The sequence below is a fragment of the Litoreibacter sp. genome, assembly GCF_058136045.1.
Genome location: NZ_JBYVDD010000004.1, coordinates 317,906 through 335,482, shown reverse-complemented (window position 1 = coordinate 335,482; position 17,577 = coordinate 317,906). Strand labels below are relative to the sequence as shown.

Here is a 17,577-nt window from a genome sequence, read left to right as displayed (position 1 = left end):
AATGCCCAACTCATTGTCTAGACGTAATTTTTTGTTACGCGCTTCGGTGCTGGGATGTTCTGCGGCAGCCAGCCCGTTGATGACGCCAATGACATTTGCACAGGCCCCAGGGGACAACCGTTTGGTGGTGATTATCTTGCGTGGCGCTATGGATGGGCTAGATGCCGTGCGTCCCATGGGGGATCCGCTTTTGCGGAAATATCGCCCCGGTTTGGGGATGCGCGCTGATAGCTCGGCCACTGATTTGGATGGTTTTTTTGCGCTGCACCCGGCGTTAAGCGATCTGATGCCTCTGTGGCGAGATGAACAGCTTGCAGTCGCTCACGCGGTTTCCACACCTTACAGAGATAAGCGGAGCCATTTTGACGGGCAGGACTTGTTGGAGGCCGGCACGGGGATGGATGTCCTTGAGCAGCAGGTGCGCGATGGGTGGTTGAACCGGATGCTGCAAGTGATGCCGGGGGCGGGGTCGGAGACAGCCTTTGCGATTGGGCGCTCCGAGATGAAATTGGTGACTGGACGCGCGCCTGTGTCCAGTTGGTCACCGGATGGGCGGTTGGATATGTCACCGCAGGCACGCTTGTTGCTGGAAGAAATTTATCATGATGATCCGCTGTTCCATGACAGTAGCCTAGAAGCCATTAGCATTGCGGAAAGCTTGGGGCTGTCCAGTGACGACAGTTTTGGGATGTCGAGCAAGGACATGCGCGCGGCGGTAAAGGCGGCGGGGAAGGCTGGTGACGCGAGTGTTTTGGCAGATTTTGCCGCGCGCCGATTGAATGAAGAAGCCCGGATTGCCGCATTTTCGCTGGGCGGATGGGATACACACCGTGGCCAGACAAGGGGCATAGGTCGTGCTCTGGATGGCTTGCAGACAGCAATTCTGACTTTGAAGCAGGAGCTTGGTCCCAGATGGGACAAAACAGCAGTCGTCGCGGTAACTGAGTTTGGACGTACTGCCCGTGAAAATGGCACTCGGGGAACGGACCATGGCACTGGTGGGGCAATGCTGATGGCAGGTGGCGCCATTCGTGGAGGTCGCGTCTTTGGCGCGTGGCCGGGATTGGACGAGGCGGTCCTCTACGCGCGACGCGATCTGATGCCAACGTCGGATGTTCGCAGCTACATCGCATGGCTCATGCATGGGATGTACGGCCTAGAGACAGGCATATTGGAAACGCATGTGTTTCCCGGCCTGCAGCTTGGGTCTGACCCGGGCCTCTTAGCCTGATTGCAAGTTTAGAAAGCGGCGCTAACGTCGTGGTCTACCATGGTGGTTTCCAACTCGCCGGAAAGATCTTCCATGCCGTTGGATACGGACGCGGTGACGGCCAGAGCCAAACCGACAAGAGCTGCCATCAGCATTGTCATGTCCACGACTGCTGCACCATCTTCAGTGTGCAGGAAGTTTTTGATTACATTTGTCATTTTAGTCTCCGATATTCGTGGCCCGATTTGCATCTTATGGACCAAGTGCCGATTTAAGTTGATTAATTTATGAGCACCAATCATGGCATCATTACGCCCCAAAATAGGTTTCTAGTGGGTCAATTCGGGACGATTTTAGGTGAAGCTGTCCCTTTGCATGCGCCAGCAACTTAGCATAGCCTGCATGAAAAAGTGACGATGAGGTTGAGTTATGACAACGAGCTATCAAGGTATGCCACTGGCCGATTGGCATCCACCATGCCGCCCGGAAGCCAAAGTTCTAGACGGGCAATTTGTTCAGTTAGAGCTGCTTTCGCCAGACCGACATGCCGCCGATCTGCATCGAGCCAATAGTGCGGATGATGCTATTTGGGATTATTTACCCTATGGTCCCTTTGCTTCTGCCGCCGCTTATCATCGGTGGGCTCGTGAAATTACGCAAAGCGATGATCCGGTCTTTTATGCAATTCGGCAGAAAACCACGGGGCATTATTGCGGTGTGGCAAGTTACCTGCGGATTTCCCCCGAGATGGGGTCAATTGAAATTGGGCACATAAATTTCTCAAAAGAGTTGCAGCGCAGCCCAGCCGCAACGGAGGCCGTTTTTCTGATGATGCAATGGGCTTTTGAGGCCGGCTACCGGCGGTTTGAATGGAAGTGTGACGCCTCCAATCTTGGGTCGCGCCGTGCGGCTCAGAGGTTTGGTTTCAGCTATGAGGGCATTTTTCGGCAGGCGGCGATTGTGAAGGGCCGCAATCGCGACACGGCTTGGTTCGCGTGCATTGATGCGGAATGGCCTGCCCTGAAAGAAGCTTTTTCGGCTTGGTTGGCACCCTCGAACTTTACCGCCGAGGGGCACCAAGTAGAACGGTTGGGCGCATTGACCAGCCTTGTGCGGGTTACCAGTGATCCCGGGCTCTAAACCAATTCTCGCACATCCAGGCGTTTTTGAATGAGGTCCCGAGTGGCTTGTATGGCGATTTTGCGCCCTTCGCCACTTGTATGCGCGCGGCTTAATTTGCGCGATACCTTTGCCAGATCCGCATCATTGGCAAGACGTGCCAACCCTTGAAGGAAGGGCGCGACATAGGGCAGGGCGTCGGTTCCACCTCCCAATAACTCATCAAGATGGGACAGGTCTTCGTTCAAGGCGATCGGATCGGGGGAGATGATCTCGTCTGTTAACAGGCGAGGGCCATGTGGGCGCATGTTTTCAGGCAAGTGGCGCAAAATGGTTTGCTGAAAGGCAGAGACCGATGCGATGGGCTTGGGCAAAAACTCCTGTGCACCGGCGGCAACCGCAGCTTCTGCCAAACCATCACCATCTGCGCCACTGGTGGCGATCATGACGGGGCGGATGGCATCGTCTTCGCGGGCAAGCTCTGAGATCAGGTCAATACCGGACCCGTCCGGCAGGCCCAGATCAATAATCACCACAGCCGGGCGATAGACCTGCAAATGACGGTGGGCAGCGGTCAGGCTATCGGCACGGCGGATACGCGCGCCGGATCTGATGCATAAAAGCCGGATCGCCTCGGAGGCAAAGCGGCTGTCTTCCACGACCAAAACGGTAAGCCCCAGCAGGGGGCGTAGCGCGGTCGCGTGGGCGGTCATTGACATGTAACCTGAATCTTCGGGCATTTGAGGCCTCCGGCAGCAAGAGGGTGAGTCGGTTTATACCCCTATGCTTGCCTGTCGATGGCTAACAGAAGATGAACAGCGCGGTTTTTACGCACCCGTTTTGCTTGCGAACACCATTTCCCGCCGCCATAACCGCCCCTAACCCGAGAACAACGCGCAGGAGCACCCAATGATCGGTAGACTGAACCATGTGGCAATTGCGGTGCCAGACTTAGACGCCGCCTGCGCGCTGTACAAAGACACTTTGGGGGCCAATGTAGGCGCGCCTCAGGACGAGCCGGACCATGGCGTCACGGTGGTGTTTATCGAGTTGCCGAACACCAAAATTGAGCTGCTTTACCCGCTAGGTGAGAACAGCCCGATCCAAGGGTTCTTGGACAAAAACCCCTCGGGCGGCATTCACCACATTTGCTATGAGGTGGACGATGTCATCGCGGCACGCGATCGCCTAAGTGCCAGCGGCGCGCGGGTGTTGGGCACGGGGGAGCCTAAGATCGGTGCGCATGGCAAGCCGGTCCTGTTCTTGCATCCTAAAGATTTCACCGGCACGCTGGTCGAGTTGGAGCAGGTTTAATGGCGTTTACCTCTGCTATCGTGGTTTTCGCGGTTTTGTGGTTTTTGACGCTGTTTTGCGTGTTGCCCTTTGACGCGCAAAGCCAAGAGGAGGCTGGGGAAGTGGTGCTTGGCACCCCTAAATCAGCTCCGGCCAATGCTCGGATGAAGCGCAAATTTATGCTAACCACGGTGATCGCCACGGTGATCTGGGTGCCCATGTGTTTGGCGATTATCTATGGCTTCATTAGTGCCGATACGATGGACCTATACAAACGGTTTGGCCCTGACAGTTAGTTTGGTCGTTAACGCGCCAACCGGTGAAACAAATGGGTGAAGCTGGCTATGCCTAGGATCGGGATCAGCAGGTTGACCAGCGGTATCGTCAGCGGGATGGCCATCAAGGTGCCTGCGAGCCAAATTTGCCAGCGGTTTTTCTTGCGAAATGCTTTTGCGCCTGCGGCCCCAAGGCGGCGCTGTGCCACAAGGGTTGCGTATTCGCGGCCAAGTAACAGGCCGTTCACGCCCCAAAATATCAGCGGCGCGAAGGGCGGGAAGATTAGATAAAGCACAAGCGCCAGCAGGTTGACCACGACCAGCAGGCCAAGAAATTTCAAACTCTCTACCAGAGCTTCCGCAAATGGCACGGGCGAGACGGCTGGCTGGCTTGGGTAGTGCTCGGCCTCTACCGCATCCACCACACGGTCCAAAAACAACCCGGTGAAGGCCGAGGCCACGGGGACCATCAAAAACACCGACGCGCCCAGCATGACGGGGATCACCGCCCATGATAGCGCATTGTCGAGCCATGTGATCTCGCCGATCCAGGGCAGGCTGAAGGTCTCGGGCACCACAAGGCCCACGGTCCACGCGAAGACGACTGTGAAGGCAAACAAAAGCGCGACAGTCAGGCCGACGCCGGTAAGTAGCACCTTCAAGAAACGGCTGTCGCCGATTTGGCCCAAGGCCTTCATAAAGTCCGAGAAAATCATGCGCTCACCCACTTGGTGATGGCTTTAAGGTCCGGGCGGGGGCGGTCGGGTGGTGTAGATGTTTGCGTGCCCATGTGGATGAACCCTGCGACGAATTCGTGACCTGCCAGATCAAGGCCCTCGGTCAAAAACGGGCGATCAAACGCGGGCCAGCCGGACAACCAGTTGGCCCCCCAACCTGCGGCAAGTCCCGCGTTAAGCAAGGCAAGGCAGGCAGCTCCGGCGCTTAGGGTTTGCTCGACCTTGGGGATTTTTTCTGATGGTTTTGGCGAGGCGATAACCGCCACCGACAGGGGGGCGGCTTCAAACATGTAGCCAATTTTATCGGCGTCTTCGCTGGGCTTACCCAGTTCTGCTGCGCGGTGGCGTGCTAATGCGCCAAGACGTTGCATAGCGGTATGTTCCAGCACGATGAAGCGCCAAGGTTCCAGCTTGCCGTGGTCGGGCGTGCGCGCGGCGGCGGTGAGCAGGGGCAAAAGCGCCTCGCGGTCCGGCGCGGGGGCGGTTAGCGTCTTATAGGGGCGCGAGCGGCGGCTCAGCAGGAAGTCTAGTGCAGCTTGGTTGGGTGTCGTCATTGGATCGAAGCCCCTCGTGACCGATATTATGTTTGACCTTATGTCGGTCACGAGGGGCGGGATTTCAAGGCGCTTACTTCAATCCCATGCAACTGGCGTAGTAGCTTACAGTGGCTGGCCAATCAGAAAATATGCCAGACACGCCAACGTCTTGAGCTAACGTGTCGATCACGTCGAACATAACGCCATCATCGGTGATCGCGTCGGTGATCGAGCGGTAATACCAGCCGCCGCCATCGTGCAAGGGGCCGGAGCGCTCCAATGTCCACGCGATCAGGTTCAGACCGGCTGCCTTGGCGGCTTTGGCATAGTTGGAAGCCACAACTTGTCCGTCCTCAAGCGTCAGCAACATATTCATCGAGGGCGCGAGATAATTCACCCCTTGCGCGCGCAGTTGGTCGAAGCTTTCTGCCCATGTCGCGGGGTCCTGTTCGTCAAAACTGCCGCCCCATGCCACCAAATAGACGGCTTGCGCGCCGAACAATGGCTCTGCTTTGACCCAGTAAAGGATGTCCTCAAGATCAAAACTCTGCGCCCAAACGTCCTGTGCTGGGATGCCTGCCGCCTTGTAGTCGTCGATCATTTTCTGGGCGTAGGCTTGCTGAGTGAAGCCGTTGAACGGCATGTCTACGGCGGGGGATTTTAACTCCGGGGTGAATTTGGCACCTTTAGATTTAATCAGTGCGATGGACTGCGCATGGGTTAGCAATTCGCCGCCATCAGCGGCATAAAGATCGGTGCGCCATGGAGCTGTGGCATTCATATAGGCTTCCACGGTGTTGGCGGTGCTATCAGCGGCGTCCATCTTGCCCGACAGGCTTTGGAACTCGGTCAAGGTAAGGTCCGACGTGCGGCACTCGGCGTTGGCTTTCTCGCCGTCTTGCGCCGGAGTGAACCCTGCGGTGCATTTGGCGGCCAGCGGTGTGGCTAGGATATTTGTGGTGGTGTGCAGATCGTTTTGCGCGTGGCGGCAGACCAGCTCTAGGTCTTTGGTGAAAGTCACGTCGCATTCCACAACGCCCGCGCCCATGCGCGCGGCGGCGGTGTAGCTCTGGGTCGTATGCTCGGGGAATTGCAACCCCGCGCCGCGATGCCCGATTGAAAAATCAGTGCGGCGGATAGGTTGATCTGCGCAAGACAGCAACTTGTTCTTCAAGGGGCCGTTGGCCATCTGATCCATGAGGTAGAACGGGCGTGGCCCGACTTGGACGTTGTCAGCAACAGCCGGGGCCGCGAGGAGGGTCAGCAAAAGAGGCAGGGCGGGGAGTTTCATTGGCAGCACCTTTATGAAGAAGGGGTGAGTCCAAATTGACGCTTGCCCACTACACTACGATGTCAGCCATATGAATATTGTGCAACACATGTGCACTGGCGACGGCTGGCTGGGACTTCGCCCAGACCAGCAGGCCAACGAGTGTGCAGAATATGGCCAGCAAAATCAGCAGCCCTTTGGTCATTCTTTCGACGCAGCTTTCTTAGGGGCGGCTTTCTTCTTCGCAGGTGCCTTCTTGGCGGCCGGTTTTTTCTTAGGAGCGGCCTTCTTTTTGGCAGGTGCGCGGCGTTTGGTGCCACTTTTGGCCTGTTTCTCGACGATCAATTGCACGGCTTGATCCACGGTCAGATCATCTGGCGCAATCTCTTTGGGGATCGTGGCGTTGACCTTTTCCCATTTCACGTAAGGCCCGTATTTGCCCTCCATGATCGAGATCGCGCCGCCATCGTCGGGGTGATCCCCCAGATCACGCAAAGTTTTGGCAGCCCCACCGCGATTGCCGCGTGAGGCAACTTTTTCGGCCAAAAGCTGCACCGCGCGGTTCATACCAACGGTGAATACCTCGTCCAAACCTTCGAGATTGGCATTGGTGCCACCACGATCCGAGGTGGAGGGTGCGTGTTTGAGATAGGGGCCGTAGCGCCCGATATTGGACCACACCATGATGCCATCCTCAGGGTGAGGACCGATTTCGCGCGGCAGAGACAGCAGCTTCACGGCGGTCTCTAGCGTCACGTCTTCTGGCGGCCATTCTTTAGGAATAGACTGGCGGTTGGGCTTTTTGTTTTCTTCTGTCAGCTCGCCACGCTGGGCGTAGGGGCCAAAACGGCCTTTGTGGATCCAGATTTTGTCGCCTTCATCCTCGCCCAGAAGTTTGCCCTCGGGTGGGATTGCGCTGGCTTCTAGCTCCGCGTTTGGCGGGCCAAAGGGGCGTGTGTAGCGACATTCCGGGTAGTTGGAGCAGCCGATGAATGCCCCACCAGAGCGCGCCGTGCGCATCGACAGGCGGCCCGCGCCACAGTTCGGGCAGATACGTGGATCAGTGCCTTCCTCGTTGGGTGGGAAGATATGCGGGGCCAATACGTCGTTGATTTTTTCCAGCACTTCGGTGATCGACAGGTCAAGCGCCTCGGCAATCGCGACCGAGAAGTCGCGCCAAAACCGCTCTAGGACGTTTTTATAATTACGCTGGCCTGCCGACACATCGTCGAGTTCTTCCTCTAGGGCGGCGGTGAAATCATATTCGACATATTTGCTAAAGAAGTTGGACAGGAACACTGTTACTAAGCGGCCTTTATCCTCGGGGATTAGGCGGTTTTTCTCTTTGCGCACATAGTCGCGGTCTTGGATCGTTGTCACCACAGATGCGTAAGTCGAGGGGCGGCCGATGCCCAACTCTTCCATACGCTTAACCAGAGTCGCCTCAGTGTAGCGGGGCGGGGGCTGGGTGAAATGTTGCTCTGGTGTGACCACTTTCTTAGGCGCGGCCTCACCTTGGCTGATTTGCGGCAGTGACTTGTCGTCGTCGTCGATTACCGCATCGTCACGGCCTTCCTCGTAGACGCGCAGGAAGCCGTCGAACATCATCACTTGGCCTGACGCGCGTAGCTCTATCTGCTTGTCATCCGAGCCGATCAGAACTGTTGTACGCTCCAACCGGGCGGCGGCCATTTGCGAGGCAATCGTGCGTTTGTAGATCAGATCGTAAAGTTTGCGCTGATCCGCGTCGATGATGCTAAGATCTTCAATGCCTTTGCTCAGTTCCGTCGGGCGGATACATTCGTGGGCCTCTTGCGCGTTCTTGGCTTTGTTTTTGTACATGCGCGGCTGGTCAGGGACATATTCCGCACCGAATTTATTCTTGATCGCGTCGCGGGAGGCATGAACGGCCTCTGGTGCCATGTCGATGCCGTCTGTCCGCATGTAAGTGATGTAGCCGGCCTCATAGAGACGTTGTGCGGTCGACATGGTTTGACGTGCGCCCATGCCAAACTTGCGGCTTGCCTCTTGCTGCAAAGTTGATGTCATGAACGGCGCAGACGGGTTGCGCGTGCCGGGTTTTGCTTCAACCGATGTCACGCTCAGGTCGCGCGAGTTGATTGCCGCGACGGCCAACTCGGCGGAGGTGTCATTGTTGATATCGAATTTATCAAGCTTCTTGCCTGCCAGAACGGTCAGGCGCGCCTCGTACTCTTGGCCACGCGAGCTGGCGAGCAGGGCCTTCACAGTCCAGTATTCTTTCGCGTTGAACTTCTCGATGTCCATTTCGCGGTCAACGATCAGGCGCAGGCAAACCGATTGCACACGACCCGCAGATTTAGCACCGGGCAGGCGGCGCCATAAAACCGGCGAGAGTTTGAAGCCTACAAGATAGTCCAGCGCGCGGCGTGCCAGATAGGCGTCCACAAGTGGCTGGTCCACTTGGCGCGGGTTTTTCATCGCCTCGGTGACGGCAGATTTGGTGATGGCGTTGAACACAACGCGGCTGACGGGGGTGTCCTTTTTGATCACCTTGCGCTTGCGCAGGGTCTCCTCAAGGTGCCACGAGATGGCCTCACCTTCGCGGTCCGGGTCGGTCGCGAGGATCAGTTCGTTGTCGAGTTTTAACGCATCGGCGATGGCTTTGACGTGCTTCTTGCTGGCGCTGCCTACTTCCCAAAGCATGTCGAAATCATTGTCAGGATCAACGGAGCCGTCTTTTGGCGGCAAATCGCGAACGTGGCCGTAAGATGCCAGCACCGTATAATTCGGGCCGAGATACTTGTTGATAGTCTTGGCCTTGGCGGGCGACTCGACGACAACTACGGGCATATTTGCCTCTCCTTATGGGACCACTCGATGATCGGTTACATGTGGCCGCGACGTTATGCTTGTCAACAGGGGGTGTGGTCAATTGCATGCGATAGGAGCAGGTTTCACGCTTAATTCGCGGGGAAATTGACGCAGTAGGTGCCAAATGTTGCAAAGTTTGCATTATGTTAAGGTGGAATCTCCACCAAAACCTCTTAAGTAGGCAGCTATGAAACATTTCCTACTTCTAGCCGCCCTTTTCCCCGTCACGGCGCAGGCAGATTGTGTGGTGCTGCTGCATGGCTTGGCTCGTAGCAGCTTTTCGCTCTCGGTTATGACCCGCACTTTGCAAGCAAGCGGATACCAAACCGTAGCGCCGACATACCCCTCAACCGAAAGCACAATTGGCGAGCTTATGAACGCTACTATCCCCGCGGCGGTGTCCGAGTGTGACCAGAACGTGCCTATCCATTTTGTCACCCACTCTATGGGCGGAATTTTGGTGCGCGCATGGCTGGCCGAGAATGAGTTGGCGGATTTGGGGCGGGTGGTGATGCTGGCCCCGCCGAACAAAGGCTCGGAACTGGTCGATCAGCTTAGCACTTGGGAGCCGTTCGAGTGGATCAACGGCCCCGCTGGCGCACAGCTGCATACAGGGCCGACGTCTGTGCCAAACTCGCTCGGGCCCGTAGCGTTTCCTCTTGGCGTCATTGCGGGCACACAGACGTTGAACCCTTTTTATTCGGCGCTAATCACGGGGCCGGACGATGGCAAAGTGTCGGTCGAGAGCACCAAAGTCGAGGGCATGACAGACCACATGACATTCCCGGCAACCCATACCTTTATGATGAATGCACCGCTTGTCGTGGCCCAAACCCTCCGCTTTCTGGAGGAGGGTGAGTTTCAGGCGGATCTGACACTGAGCGATGTTGTCGGTGAAGTTGCCGAAGAGGTGGGGGATGTGATCACGGACGCAACCGATGATGTCGGGGAGGCGGTCTCGGAAGCGGCAGAAAGCGCGGGGGTCGCAGTCGCGGATAAGCTTGTAGAGACATTGGGGGGCGGCGGCTCTGATTAAGCAGGCCTTGTCGCGCCAGAATACCTGAGCGCCCCCTCAAAGCCCCCGCAAGGAGGTCAGCATGGCCCTTATAAACGCGTCATTTTGTGCCTTTGTGCGGGTGCCTGAAATAGCCCCAAGAGAATTTTTAAGCGCGGGTGAGGTGAGGCGAAAGTTGACCCGCTTACCCGAATCCATGGTCTCGTCATAAACATGCCCAACCTTCAATTTGCGGGTATATCCGCGCGGCGCACTCCGGGTTAGAGAGATGAAAACGGACGTGCTGATCCCCTTATGCGCGAAATAGAAATAGGCGTAATCCGAGGCCCCCTTTTTCTTCTTGCGACTTGCGTCAGTGAAATAGAATACACGTCCAATGCCGGGCACTTCGACGGTTTGAACGGCGCTCATTTTCTTGTGCTTTTTCTTTTTCAATCCGGCCTGTACACTTCTAACATATTGCTCAAAAAATCGCGGACTGAGGATGTTTTTGTGGCAGCCCATTTTCACGATTAGTATTGGATTAACCGTGACTATATCCCCATCACGGCTCACTGTTTTCCAAAAATCCACATCTAAAGAGTAGGTATAAGCGGTCTCAATTCGCCCATCATTTTGGCGTTTCCGTGTTGTGGTAAGGGGCCATGTCCGGTCAGTTGCCATAGCGGCCTTGCAGTCGGGAAACCGTGTTCGCTGTAGATCGTTGGGGAAGTAATTCGGGTCGTAGTCTTCGAGTGCTTGCGCCGATGCGGTAAAGCCAAATATCAAAAATATAATGGCAAGGAAAATTTTGCACTTAGGCATAAAGCAACACCCCATCCGGTGGTCTGGTTTTTAACAGTTTACTCATGCTGGCAGATAAAAAACAACCTAAGCGGTTTTGATGGGGCTAATCCGGTGGATATGACCCATCTTGCGGCCGGGCTTGGCGTCTTCCTTGCCATATAGATGCAGGGCCACTGCGGGGTCGGCTGCCAGTGCAGGGACGCGGTCCATATCGGCCCCGATCAGGTTTTCCATCACCACATTTGCATGGCGCGCACCGTCACCCAGAGGCCAGCCAGCCACTGCACGGATATGTTGCTCGAACTGGTCGATGATGCAGCCGTTTTGGGTCCAATGACCGGAGTTGTGAACGCGAGGGGCGATCTCGTTTACGATCAAGCCCTTTGGGGTCACGAACAACTCAACGCCTAGAACCCCCACATAATCCAACGCATTCATGATACGCCCTGCCAGCAGCACCGCGTCGGTTCGCAGCGCAGCCGAGACTGTGGCCGGAACCGTGGTGGTGTGTAAAATGCCGCTCCGGTGCACGTTTTCGCCGGGATCAAAGCAAGCGACTTGGCCGTCATGAGCGCGCGCGCCAATCACGGAAATTTCGCAAGAGAAGTCGATGAAGCCTTCCAGCACAGCACTCGCGCCGCTCATTGCATTGAAGGCAGCCTCCGCGTCAGCCGTATCTTTTAGGCGGGCCTGCCCTTTGCCATCATAGCCGAAGCTGCGGGTTTTCAAGATTGAAGGCGCGCCGATTTTGGCCACGGCCTTGTGCATGTCGTCGAGGGTGTCCACGCCCATGAAGGGGGCAACCTCTAGGCCGATATCTTGCAAGAATGCCTTCTCGGTCAGGCGGTCCTGCGACACGGTTAAGGCGCGGCGGTTCGGGCGCACTTCGCGTAAGGTTTCTAACTGATCAAGGGCCGAGGCCGGGATGTTTTCGAACTCATAAGTGATGACATCAACAGTTTCGCCAAAGCTGCGCAGGGCATCTACGTCATCGTAGGATGCCTGAATATGGTGATCGGCCACATGCGATGCAGGGCAATTCGCGCCCGGCTCGAAAATGCAGGTCTTGAAGCCGAGGCGCGAAGCCGCGACAGACAGCATTCGGCCAAGCTGGCCACCGCCAAGAATGCCGATCGTAGCGCCGGTTGGCAGGGGGTTATTCATCACGCGGCTCCTGCGCGATAGAGGCAGAAAGATCAGCGCGCCATTTGTCTAGACGGGCGGCCAGTGCATCATCTTGCAACGCCAAAATGCCAGCGGCCATCAGCCCCGCATTGGCCGCGCCTGCCGCACCGATTGCCATCGTCGCAACAGGAAATCCACGCGGCATTTGCACAATGGAATAGAGGCTGTCAACGCCAGACAAAGCCTTGGTTTGCACAGGCACGCCAACCACTGGAACGCGGGTTTTGGAGGCCATCATGCCGGGTAAATGTGCGGCCCCGCCGGCCCCTGCGATAATCACCTGCAAACCGCGCGCGGCTGCGGTTTTGCCATAATCCCACAGCCGGTCCGGCGTGCGATGCGCAGATACAATCTTCGCCTCATAAGGCACGCCGAGCGCATCAAGAATGTCGGCGGCCTCTTTCATGGTGGGCCAGTCGGACTGGCTGCCCATAATGATGCCTACGGGAACAGGGTTTGTCATGATCGGGCCGCTCTCAGGATGCCAAAAGTAAGTCGCCCTTATAGCGGCTTAAGGGTGTCACGCAATAATATCTGGCGTGAGTTGGTCCGCGAGGACTGAAATGCGGTCCTTGAGGAACAGTTTTTTCTTTTTCAGGCGTCGTAGAGCTAATTGGTCAGGGCCAACTTCTTCTTGCAATTCGGTGATGGCGTTGTCGAGGTCGCGGTGCTCGCGCTTAAGGACCTCAAGTTCAACGCGCAACACGTCATTCTTGCTCATGTTTTCGGGAGTGTTCATTAAGTATGCGACCTTGGCGTTGGTTTATACGCAATGTGGGGGCGCAAACCTGTTCTGTCTAGTGTTTCAGGCAAAGTGGTCTTGATTCTCTATCAGTCTACCCCCATTTTCATCAGGCGGCTGCTTACGAGGGCTGCAATTCGCAAAGTCGCTTAACCATTTAGGACTGTGCTATGACAAAACTGACCTTGGGATCGCACCCTTTTTTGCTGGGATTTGACCAGTTGGAGCGGCTGGTGGAGCGCACTGCCAAATCCGAGAATGGCTACCCGCCGTTCAACATAGAACAATCCGCTGACAATTCTTTTCGCATCACCCTCGCGGTTGCGGGCTTTGGTGAGGCGGATTTAACCATTACCGTTGAAGACCGTCAGTTGATAGTGCGCGGCAAACAGGTCGATGTGAACGATGATCGCATTTTCTTGCATCGTGGCATTGCGGCGCGTCAATTCCAAAAAGCCTTCGTGCTGGCGGACGGTGTTGAGGTCGGAGCGGCGAGCACGCAGAACGGGTTGCTGCACATCGACTTGGAGCGCGCACGGCCTGATAGTATCGTGCAGACCATCAAGATTAACAAAGGATAGGTTGTTATGGACACTCAAATTGACCTGAAAACTTTGGGCGGCGAAGCCCGTATCGTTTATGTCCGCGCGGTTGATGCTGCGGAATTACCGGAAGAAGTGCGCAACGAGATGGATGGCCAAGATCAGGTCTATGCCGTGCATGCCTCGGACGGGGAACGGCTGGCGTTGGTCAAAGACCGCCACCTTGCCTTTACTCTTGCGCGCCAAAATGACTACTCCCCGGTAACGGTGCATTGACGGGCTACCCGTTTGATTGGGTTGACGCGTTCACTGAGGTCGCATTCGGGGGCAATGGCTGTGCCGTCGTCTATGACGAGGGCGGGTTGGACACCGAGACCTGTCTGAAAATCACCAAAGAGACGGGGCTGGTGGAATGCACATTCATTGGTCCCTCGGATGTGGCGGACATGAAAGTGCGCTACTTCTTTCCAACGCAGGAAATACCTTTCGCGGGGCATCCGACCATTGCATCGGTAAAATCGGCTTTGTCACGGGGGCGGGTGTCAGGCCCTACGTTAACCCTAGAGACGGGCGCGGGGATAATAACAATTGACGTGTCACAGGACGGCTGGATCACGATGTCTCAGAACGCCCCAGTGTTTGGCCAAACAGTACCCGCCGCGCAAGTTGCTGCAACGGTGAACCTGTCTGCGGATGACATCCTTGGAGTGCCACAAGTTGTTTCCACGGGGCTGCCGTTTGTTGTCACGGTTTTGAAAAATCACGATGCGTTGCGCCGTGCCAAAGTCGATGTGCCACGGCTGGCGGAGTTTCAAGAAAATGTGCGCCTAGATGGTGCGCCAGTGATGGAGCCGTATCTGGTTACTTTGGACGGAGCGACACAGGACGGGGACACATATTCTCGCTTGCTGCTACTGCCGCCCAATCCTGCCGAAGATCCGTTCACCGGATCTGCGACGGGATGTGCTGCGGCCTATCTATGGTGTCATGGCTTGGTTGAGCGCCCCAGCTATGTTGCGGAGCAAGGGCACGGCATGGGTCGCCCTGGCAGTGCCCGCGTGGAGGTTTTGGGCGCGCGTAATGCAATAACGGGAGTTAAAGTCGCAGGGCAGGGGCGCATTGTCATGCGTGGCGAAGTGCTTCCATAACTTCGCGCGCTGTTCTCCGATGCACAAAAAAGGCCCCCAATTTCTTGGGAGCCTTTTTTGGTTTTATGAGGTGGGGATCAGGCCTTGATCAACCCCATGCTTTCCAATTTCAAAAGAACCTGATGGGCGCAATTGTCTACTTCGACGTTCTCAGTCTCGACTGACAATTCGGGGCTTTCTGGCACATCATAGGGATCGGAAATCCCGGTGAACTCTTTGATTTTGCCTTCGCGGGCCAGCTTGTACAAACCTTTGCGGTCACGACGCTCGCATTCCTCGAGCGTGGTCGCAACATGCACCTCGATGAAGGCCCCGAAGGCTTCGACATCTTCACGCACAGCGCGCCGCGTCGTCGCATAGGGCGCGATTGGCGCACAGATTGCGATGCCGCCGTTCTTGGTGATCTCAGAAGCCACGTACCCGATACGGCGAATGTTCAGATCGCGGTGTTCCTTGCTAAACCCCAGCTCGGAGCTGAGATTTTTGCGCACAACATCGCCATCAAGCAGGGTCACAGGGCGGCCCCCCATTTCCATCAGTTTGACCATCAAAGCGTTTGCAATGGTGGACTTGCCAGAGCCAGAGAAGCCAGTGAAGAACACGGTAAAACCTTGGTTGGCGCGCGGTGGGCGCGATTTGCGCAGCTCTGTCACCACTTGCGGGAACGAGAACCATTCCGGGATTTCCAGACCTTCCGCCAAACGGCGACGCAATTCAGTGCCCGAGATGTTGAGGATTGTGACATCATCAGCATCGGTGATTTCGTCGGCAGGCTCGTATTGAGCGCGATCTTGCACATAAACCATGTGCTTAAAGTCGACCATCTCGATGCCCATTTCTTCTTGATTGGCGCGGAACAAGTCCTGCGCATCATAGGCACCGTAGAAATCTTCACCGGCAGAGTTTTTGCCGGGGCCAGCATGATCGCGACCAACAATGAAGTGTGTACAGCCGTGGTTTTTGCGGATCAGACCATGCCAGACAGCTTCGCGCGGACCAGCCATGCGCATGGCAAGGTTCAGCAAAGACATTGACGTCGTGGCGGACGGGTATTGGTCCAGCACGGCTTCGTAGCAACGCACGCGGGTGAAGTGGTCGATATCGCCCGGCTTGGTCAGGCCCACAACAGGATGGATCAGCAAGTTGGCTTGGGTTTCTTTGGCGGCGCGGAATGTCAGCTCTTGGTGCGCGCGGTGCAACGGGTTGCGGGTTTGGAACGCGACAACACGGCGCCAGCCCATTTTGCGGAAATAGGCGCGCAATTCGTTTGGCGTGTCGCGGCTACCGCGGAAGTCATAATGCACTGGCTGCTGGATACCTGTGATTGGGCCGCCCAGATAGATTTTGCCAGCTTGGTTATGCAGATAGTTCACCGCCGGGTGCGCATCATCATCGGCCCCGAAAACCTTTTCGGCCTCAAGCGCTTTGTTTGGCTCCCATTTGTCGGTGACCGACATCATGGCAAGGATCACGCCCTCTTGGTCGCGCAAGGCAATGTCTTGGCCGACTTCAACCGTTTTGGCGAAATCTTCACCGACATCCAACGTGATCGGCATTGGCCAAAGTTCGCCAGAGGCCAGACGCATATTCTCGACAACGCCGTTGTAATCTTCCTCGGTCAAGAAGCCTTTAAGCGGGTTAAATCCGCCATTCATCAGCAATTCTAGATCGCAGGTTTGACGCGGGCTTAAGTCCCAGGAATTAAGCTCTCCGGCTTCAAGTTTAAGCTTTTGAGCACTGTCATAGGAAACAAAAAGTTCGGGGATCGGTGCCAAGTTCGTCGGTTGCATGTCGCGTCTTTCTCTTTAAAATTACTAAAGCGCTCCCCCAAGCGCCGTTGGGAGTGCGTTTAGACCTCAAGGTCATCGGCTATCAAGTGTAGTCTTACGTCAGGTTAAGAATGAGGTACAAAAGCCTCGCTATTCGCTCTCAGCTAGGAAACGTTCCGCCTCTAGGGCCGCCATGCAGCCCATTCCCGCGCTTGTGACGGCTTGGCGGTACTTGTGGTCGGTCAAATCCCCCGCTGCAAAAATGCCCGGAATTGACGTCTCGGTGCTGTCAGGTTTGGTCACGACATAGCCGCCCATATGGGTTTCCAGCACGTCCTTGACCAACTCGTTTGAGGGCGCATGGCCGATGGCCACAAACACACCCGCGCAGGCAATATCGGTGATCTCGCCAGTTTTGGTGTTTTTGACTTTGATACCCTCAACACTGAGCGGCGCATCGGTGCCGGTGACTTCAACCAATTCATGGAACCACAATGGCTCGATCTTGGGGTTCTTTTCCAAGCGGTCAATCAGGATCTTCTCGGCGCGCAATTCATCGCGGCGGTGGATTAGCGTTACTTTGGAGGCGAAATTCGTCAAAAAAAGCGCCTCTTCAACGGCCGTATTGCCGCCACCAATAACCACAATCTCTTTGCCGCGATAAAAGAAACCATCGCAGGTGGCGCAGGCTGAGACGCCAAAGCCCTTGAACTTCTCTTCCGTCTCTAGGCCCAGCCATTTGGCGCGCGCGCCAGTGGCCAAAATAACGGCGTCGGCAGTATACAGCGTGCCGCTATCGCCTTTGGCCTTAAAGGGGCGCGAGGACGTGTCCAGATCGGTGATGATGTCAGAGATGACTTCGCAGCCCATCGCCTTCGTGTGCTCTTGCATGCGCACCATCAAATCGGGGCCTTGGACCTCGGTGTCACCGGGCCAGTTTTCGACCTCGGTGGTGGTGGTCAATTGGCCGCCCGGCTCGATGCCTTGCACTAAGATGGGCTCGAGCATGGCGCGCGAAGCGTAGATGCCTGCGGTGTATCCTGCGGGGCCGGAGCCGATGATCAGAACTTTGGTGTGGCGTGTCTCGGACATGGCGG

The 17,577-nt window shown here is 56.2% G+C and carries 21 protein-coding genes; 8 read left to right on the top strand and 13 right to left on the bottom strand.

Translation table 11 applies throughout. The features are described 5' to 3' along the window. The first annotated feature begins 1 nt into the window (after window position 1). Complete coding sequence (locus AC3Y7R_RS07105) at window positions 2–1,231, top strand: DUF1501 domain-containing protein (RefSeq protein WP_490041329.1); 1,230 nt, start codon at window positions 2–4, stop codon at window positions 1,229–1,231. A gap of 8 nt (window positions 1,232–1,239) precedes the next feature. Here the strand turns inward: AC3Y7R_RS07105 and AC3Y7R_RS07100 are convergent, their stop codons facing one another. After that, window positions 1,240–1,428: a hypothetical protein gene (locus tag AC3Y7R_RS07100; protein ID WP_490041328.1), complete on the bottom strand. Its 189-nt coding sequence runs from the start codon at window positions 1,426–1,428 to the stop codon at window positions 1,240–1,242. 211 nt (window positions 1,429–1,639) lie between these two features. Between AC3Y7R_RS07100 and AC3Y7R_RS07095 the strand changes: the two genes are divergently transcribed. Further along, window positions 1,640–2,350 carry a GNAT family N-acetyltransferase gene (locus tag AC3Y7R_RS07095; RefSeq protein ID WP_490041327.1) on the top strand — a complete coding sequence of 237 codons (711 nt, stop codon included), beginning with the start codon at window positions 1,640–1,642 and terminating at the stop codon, window positions 2,348–2,350. Here the strand turns inward: AC3Y7R_RS07095 and AC3Y7R_RS07090 are convergent. After that, window positions 2,347–3,069, bottom strand: a complete 723-nt coding sequence (locus tag AC3Y7R_RS07090; protein WP_490041326.1) for a response regulator — start codon at window positions 3,067–3,069, stop codon at window positions 2,347–2,349. The genes AC3Y7R_RS07095 and AC3Y7R_RS07090 overlap by 4 nt on opposite strands. Before the next feature lie 169 nt (window positions 3,070–3,238). Between AC3Y7R_RS07090 and mce the strand changes: the two genes are divergently transcribed. Further along, on the top strand, window positions 3,239–3,643 hold the full coding sequence (gene mce, locus AC3Y7R_RS07085) for a methylmalonyl-CoA epimerase (protein WP_490041325.1): 405 nt from the start codon (window positions 3,239–3,241) through the stop codon (window positions 3,641–3,643). Further along, window positions 3,643–3,918 (top strand): DUF1467 family protein, encoded by a 276-nt coding sequence (locus AC3Y7R_RS07080; RefSeq protein ID WP_490041324.1) that lies wholly within the window; start codon window positions 3,643–3,645, stop codon window positions 3,916–3,918. Before mce ends, AC3Y7R_RS07080 begins: the two co-directional genes overlap by 1 nt. 8 nt (window positions 3,919–3,926) lie before the next feature. Here the strand turns inward: AC3Y7R_RS07080 and AC3Y7R_RS07075 are convergent, their stop codons facing one another. From AC3Y7R_RS07075 to topA, 5 genes are all read right to left on the bottom strand, one after another. Further along, window positions 3,927–4,613: an EI24 domain-containing protein gene (locus AC3Y7R_RS07075; protein WP_490041323.1), complete on the bottom strand. Its 687-nt coding sequence runs from the start codon at window positions 4,611–4,613 to the stop codon at window positions 3,927–3,929. Beyond that, window positions 4,610–5,188, bottom strand: coding sequence for a nitroreductase family protein (locus tag AC3Y7R_RS07070; RefSeq protein WP_490041322.1), 579 nt, complete (start codon window positions 5,186–5,188; stop codon window positions 4,610–4,612). The genes AC3Y7R_RS07075 and AC3Y7R_RS07070 overlap by 4 nt, the downstream gene beginning before the upstream one ends. Before the next feature lie 73 nt (window positions 5,189–5,261). After that, window positions 5,262–6,461 (bottom strand): glycerophosphodiester phosphodiesterase family protein, encoded by a 1,200-nt coding sequence (locus tag AC3Y7R_RS07065; protein WP_490041321.1) that lies wholly within the window; start codon window positions 6,459–6,461, stop codon window positions 5,262–5,264. Between the two features lie 49 nt (window positions 6,462–6,510). Continuing rightward, window positions 6,511–6,645, bottom strand: coding sequence for a hypothetical protein (locus AC3Y7R_RS07060; RefSeq protein ID WP_490041320.1), 135 nt, complete (start codon window positions 6,643–6,645; stop codon window positions 6,511–6,513). After that, complete coding sequence (gene topA / locus AC3Y7R_RS07055) at window positions 6,642–9,272, bottom strand: type I DNA topoisomerase (protein ID WP_490041319.1); 2,631 nt, start codon at window positions 9,270–9,272, stop codon at window positions 6,642–6,644. Before topA ends, AC3Y7R_RS07060 begins: the two co-directional genes overlap by 4 nt. Window positions 9,273–9,480: 208 nt before the next feature. Between topA and AC3Y7R_RS07050 the strand changes: the two genes are divergently transcribed. Next, a complete protein-coding gene (locus AC3Y7R_RS07050; RefSeq protein WP_490041318.1) occupies window positions 9,481–10,329 on the top strand; it encodes an alpha/beta fold hydrolase in 849 nt (282 codons plus the stop codon). A 36-nt stretch (window positions 10,330–10,365) separates the two neighbouring features. Here AC3Y7R_RS07050 and AC3Y7R_RS07045 read toward each other — a convergent pair whose 3' ends face one another. From AC3Y7R_RS07045 to AC3Y7R_RS07030, 4 genes are all read right to left on the bottom strand, one after another. Next, complete coding sequence (locus AC3Y7R_RS07045; RefSeq protein ID WP_490041317.1) at window positions 10,366–11,112, bottom strand: hypothetical protein; 747 nt, start codon at window positions 11,110–11,112, stop codon at window positions 10,366–10,368. A gap of 66 nt (window positions 11,113–11,178) precedes the next feature. After that, window positions 11,179–12,258, bottom strand: a complete 1,080-nt coding sequence (locus tag AC3Y7R_RS07040; RefSeq protein ID WP_490041316.1) for a 5-(carboxyamino)imidazole ribonucleotide synthase — start codon at window positions 12,256–12,258, stop codon at window positions 11,179–11,181. After that, window positions 12,251–12,742 (bottom strand): 5-(carboxyamino)imidazole ribonucleotide mutase, encoded by a 492-nt coding sequence (gene purE, locus AC3Y7R_RS07035; protein WP_490041315.1) that lies wholly within the window; start codon window positions 12,740–12,742, stop codon window positions 12,251–12,253. The genes AC3Y7R_RS07040 and purE overlap by 8 nt, the downstream gene beginning before the upstream one ends. Before the next feature lie 57 nt (window positions 12,743–12,799). Then, complete coding sequence (locus AC3Y7R_RS07030) at window positions 12,800–13,018, bottom strand: YdcH family protein (protein ID WP_490041314.1); 219 nt, start codon at window positions 13,016–13,018, stop codon at window positions 12,800–12,802. A gap of 173 nt (window positions 13,019–13,191) precedes the next feature. On the opposite strand from AC3Y7R_RS07030, the gene AC3Y7R_RS07025 reads away from it, so the two are divergent. The 3 genes from AC3Y7R_RS07025 to AC3Y7R_RS07015 are packed head-to-tail and all read left to right on the top strand — an operon-like array spanning window position 13,192 to window position 14,711. Continuing rightward, window positions 13,192–13,602 carry an Hsp20 family protein gene (locus AC3Y7R_RS07025; RefSeq protein WP_490041313.1) on the top strand — a complete coding sequence of 137 codons (411 nt, stop codon included), beginning with the start codon at window positions 13,192–13,194 and terminating at the stop codon, window positions 13,600–13,602. Between the two features lie 6 nt (window positions 13,603–13,608). Then, complete coding sequence (locus AC3Y7R_RS07020; RefSeq protein WP_490041312.1) at window positions 13,609–13,839, top strand: DUF1150 family protein; 231 nt, start codon at window positions 13,609–13,611, stop codon at window positions 13,837–13,839. Then, on the top strand, window positions 13,836–14,711 hold the full coding sequence (locus AC3Y7R_RS07015; protein ID WP_490041311.1) for a PhzF family phenazine biosynthesis protein: 876 nt from the start codon (window positions 13,836–13,838) through the stop codon (window positions 14,709–14,711). Before AC3Y7R_RS07020 ends, AC3Y7R_RS07015 begins: the two co-directional genes overlap by 4 nt. A gap of 77 nt (window positions 14,712–14,788) precedes the next feature. On the opposite strand, the gene AC3Y7R_RS07010 is transcribed toward AC3Y7R_RS07015, so the two are convergent. Beyond that, window positions 14,789–16,501, bottom strand: a complete 1,713-nt coding sequence (locus AC3Y7R_RS07010; RefSeq protein WP_490041310.1) for a bifunctional sulfate adenylyltransferase/adenylylsulfate kinase — start codon at window positions 16,499–16,501, stop codon at window positions 14,789–14,791. A 129-nt stretch (window positions 16,502–16,630) separates the two neighbouring features. After that, on the bottom strand, window positions 16,631–17,572 hold the full coding sequence (gene trxB / locus AC3Y7R_RS07005; RefSeq protein WP_490041309.1) for a thioredoxin-disulfide reductase: 942 nt from the start codon (window positions 17,570–17,572) through the stop codon (window positions 16,631–16,633). Window positions 17,573–17,577 lie beyond the last annotated feature (5 nt).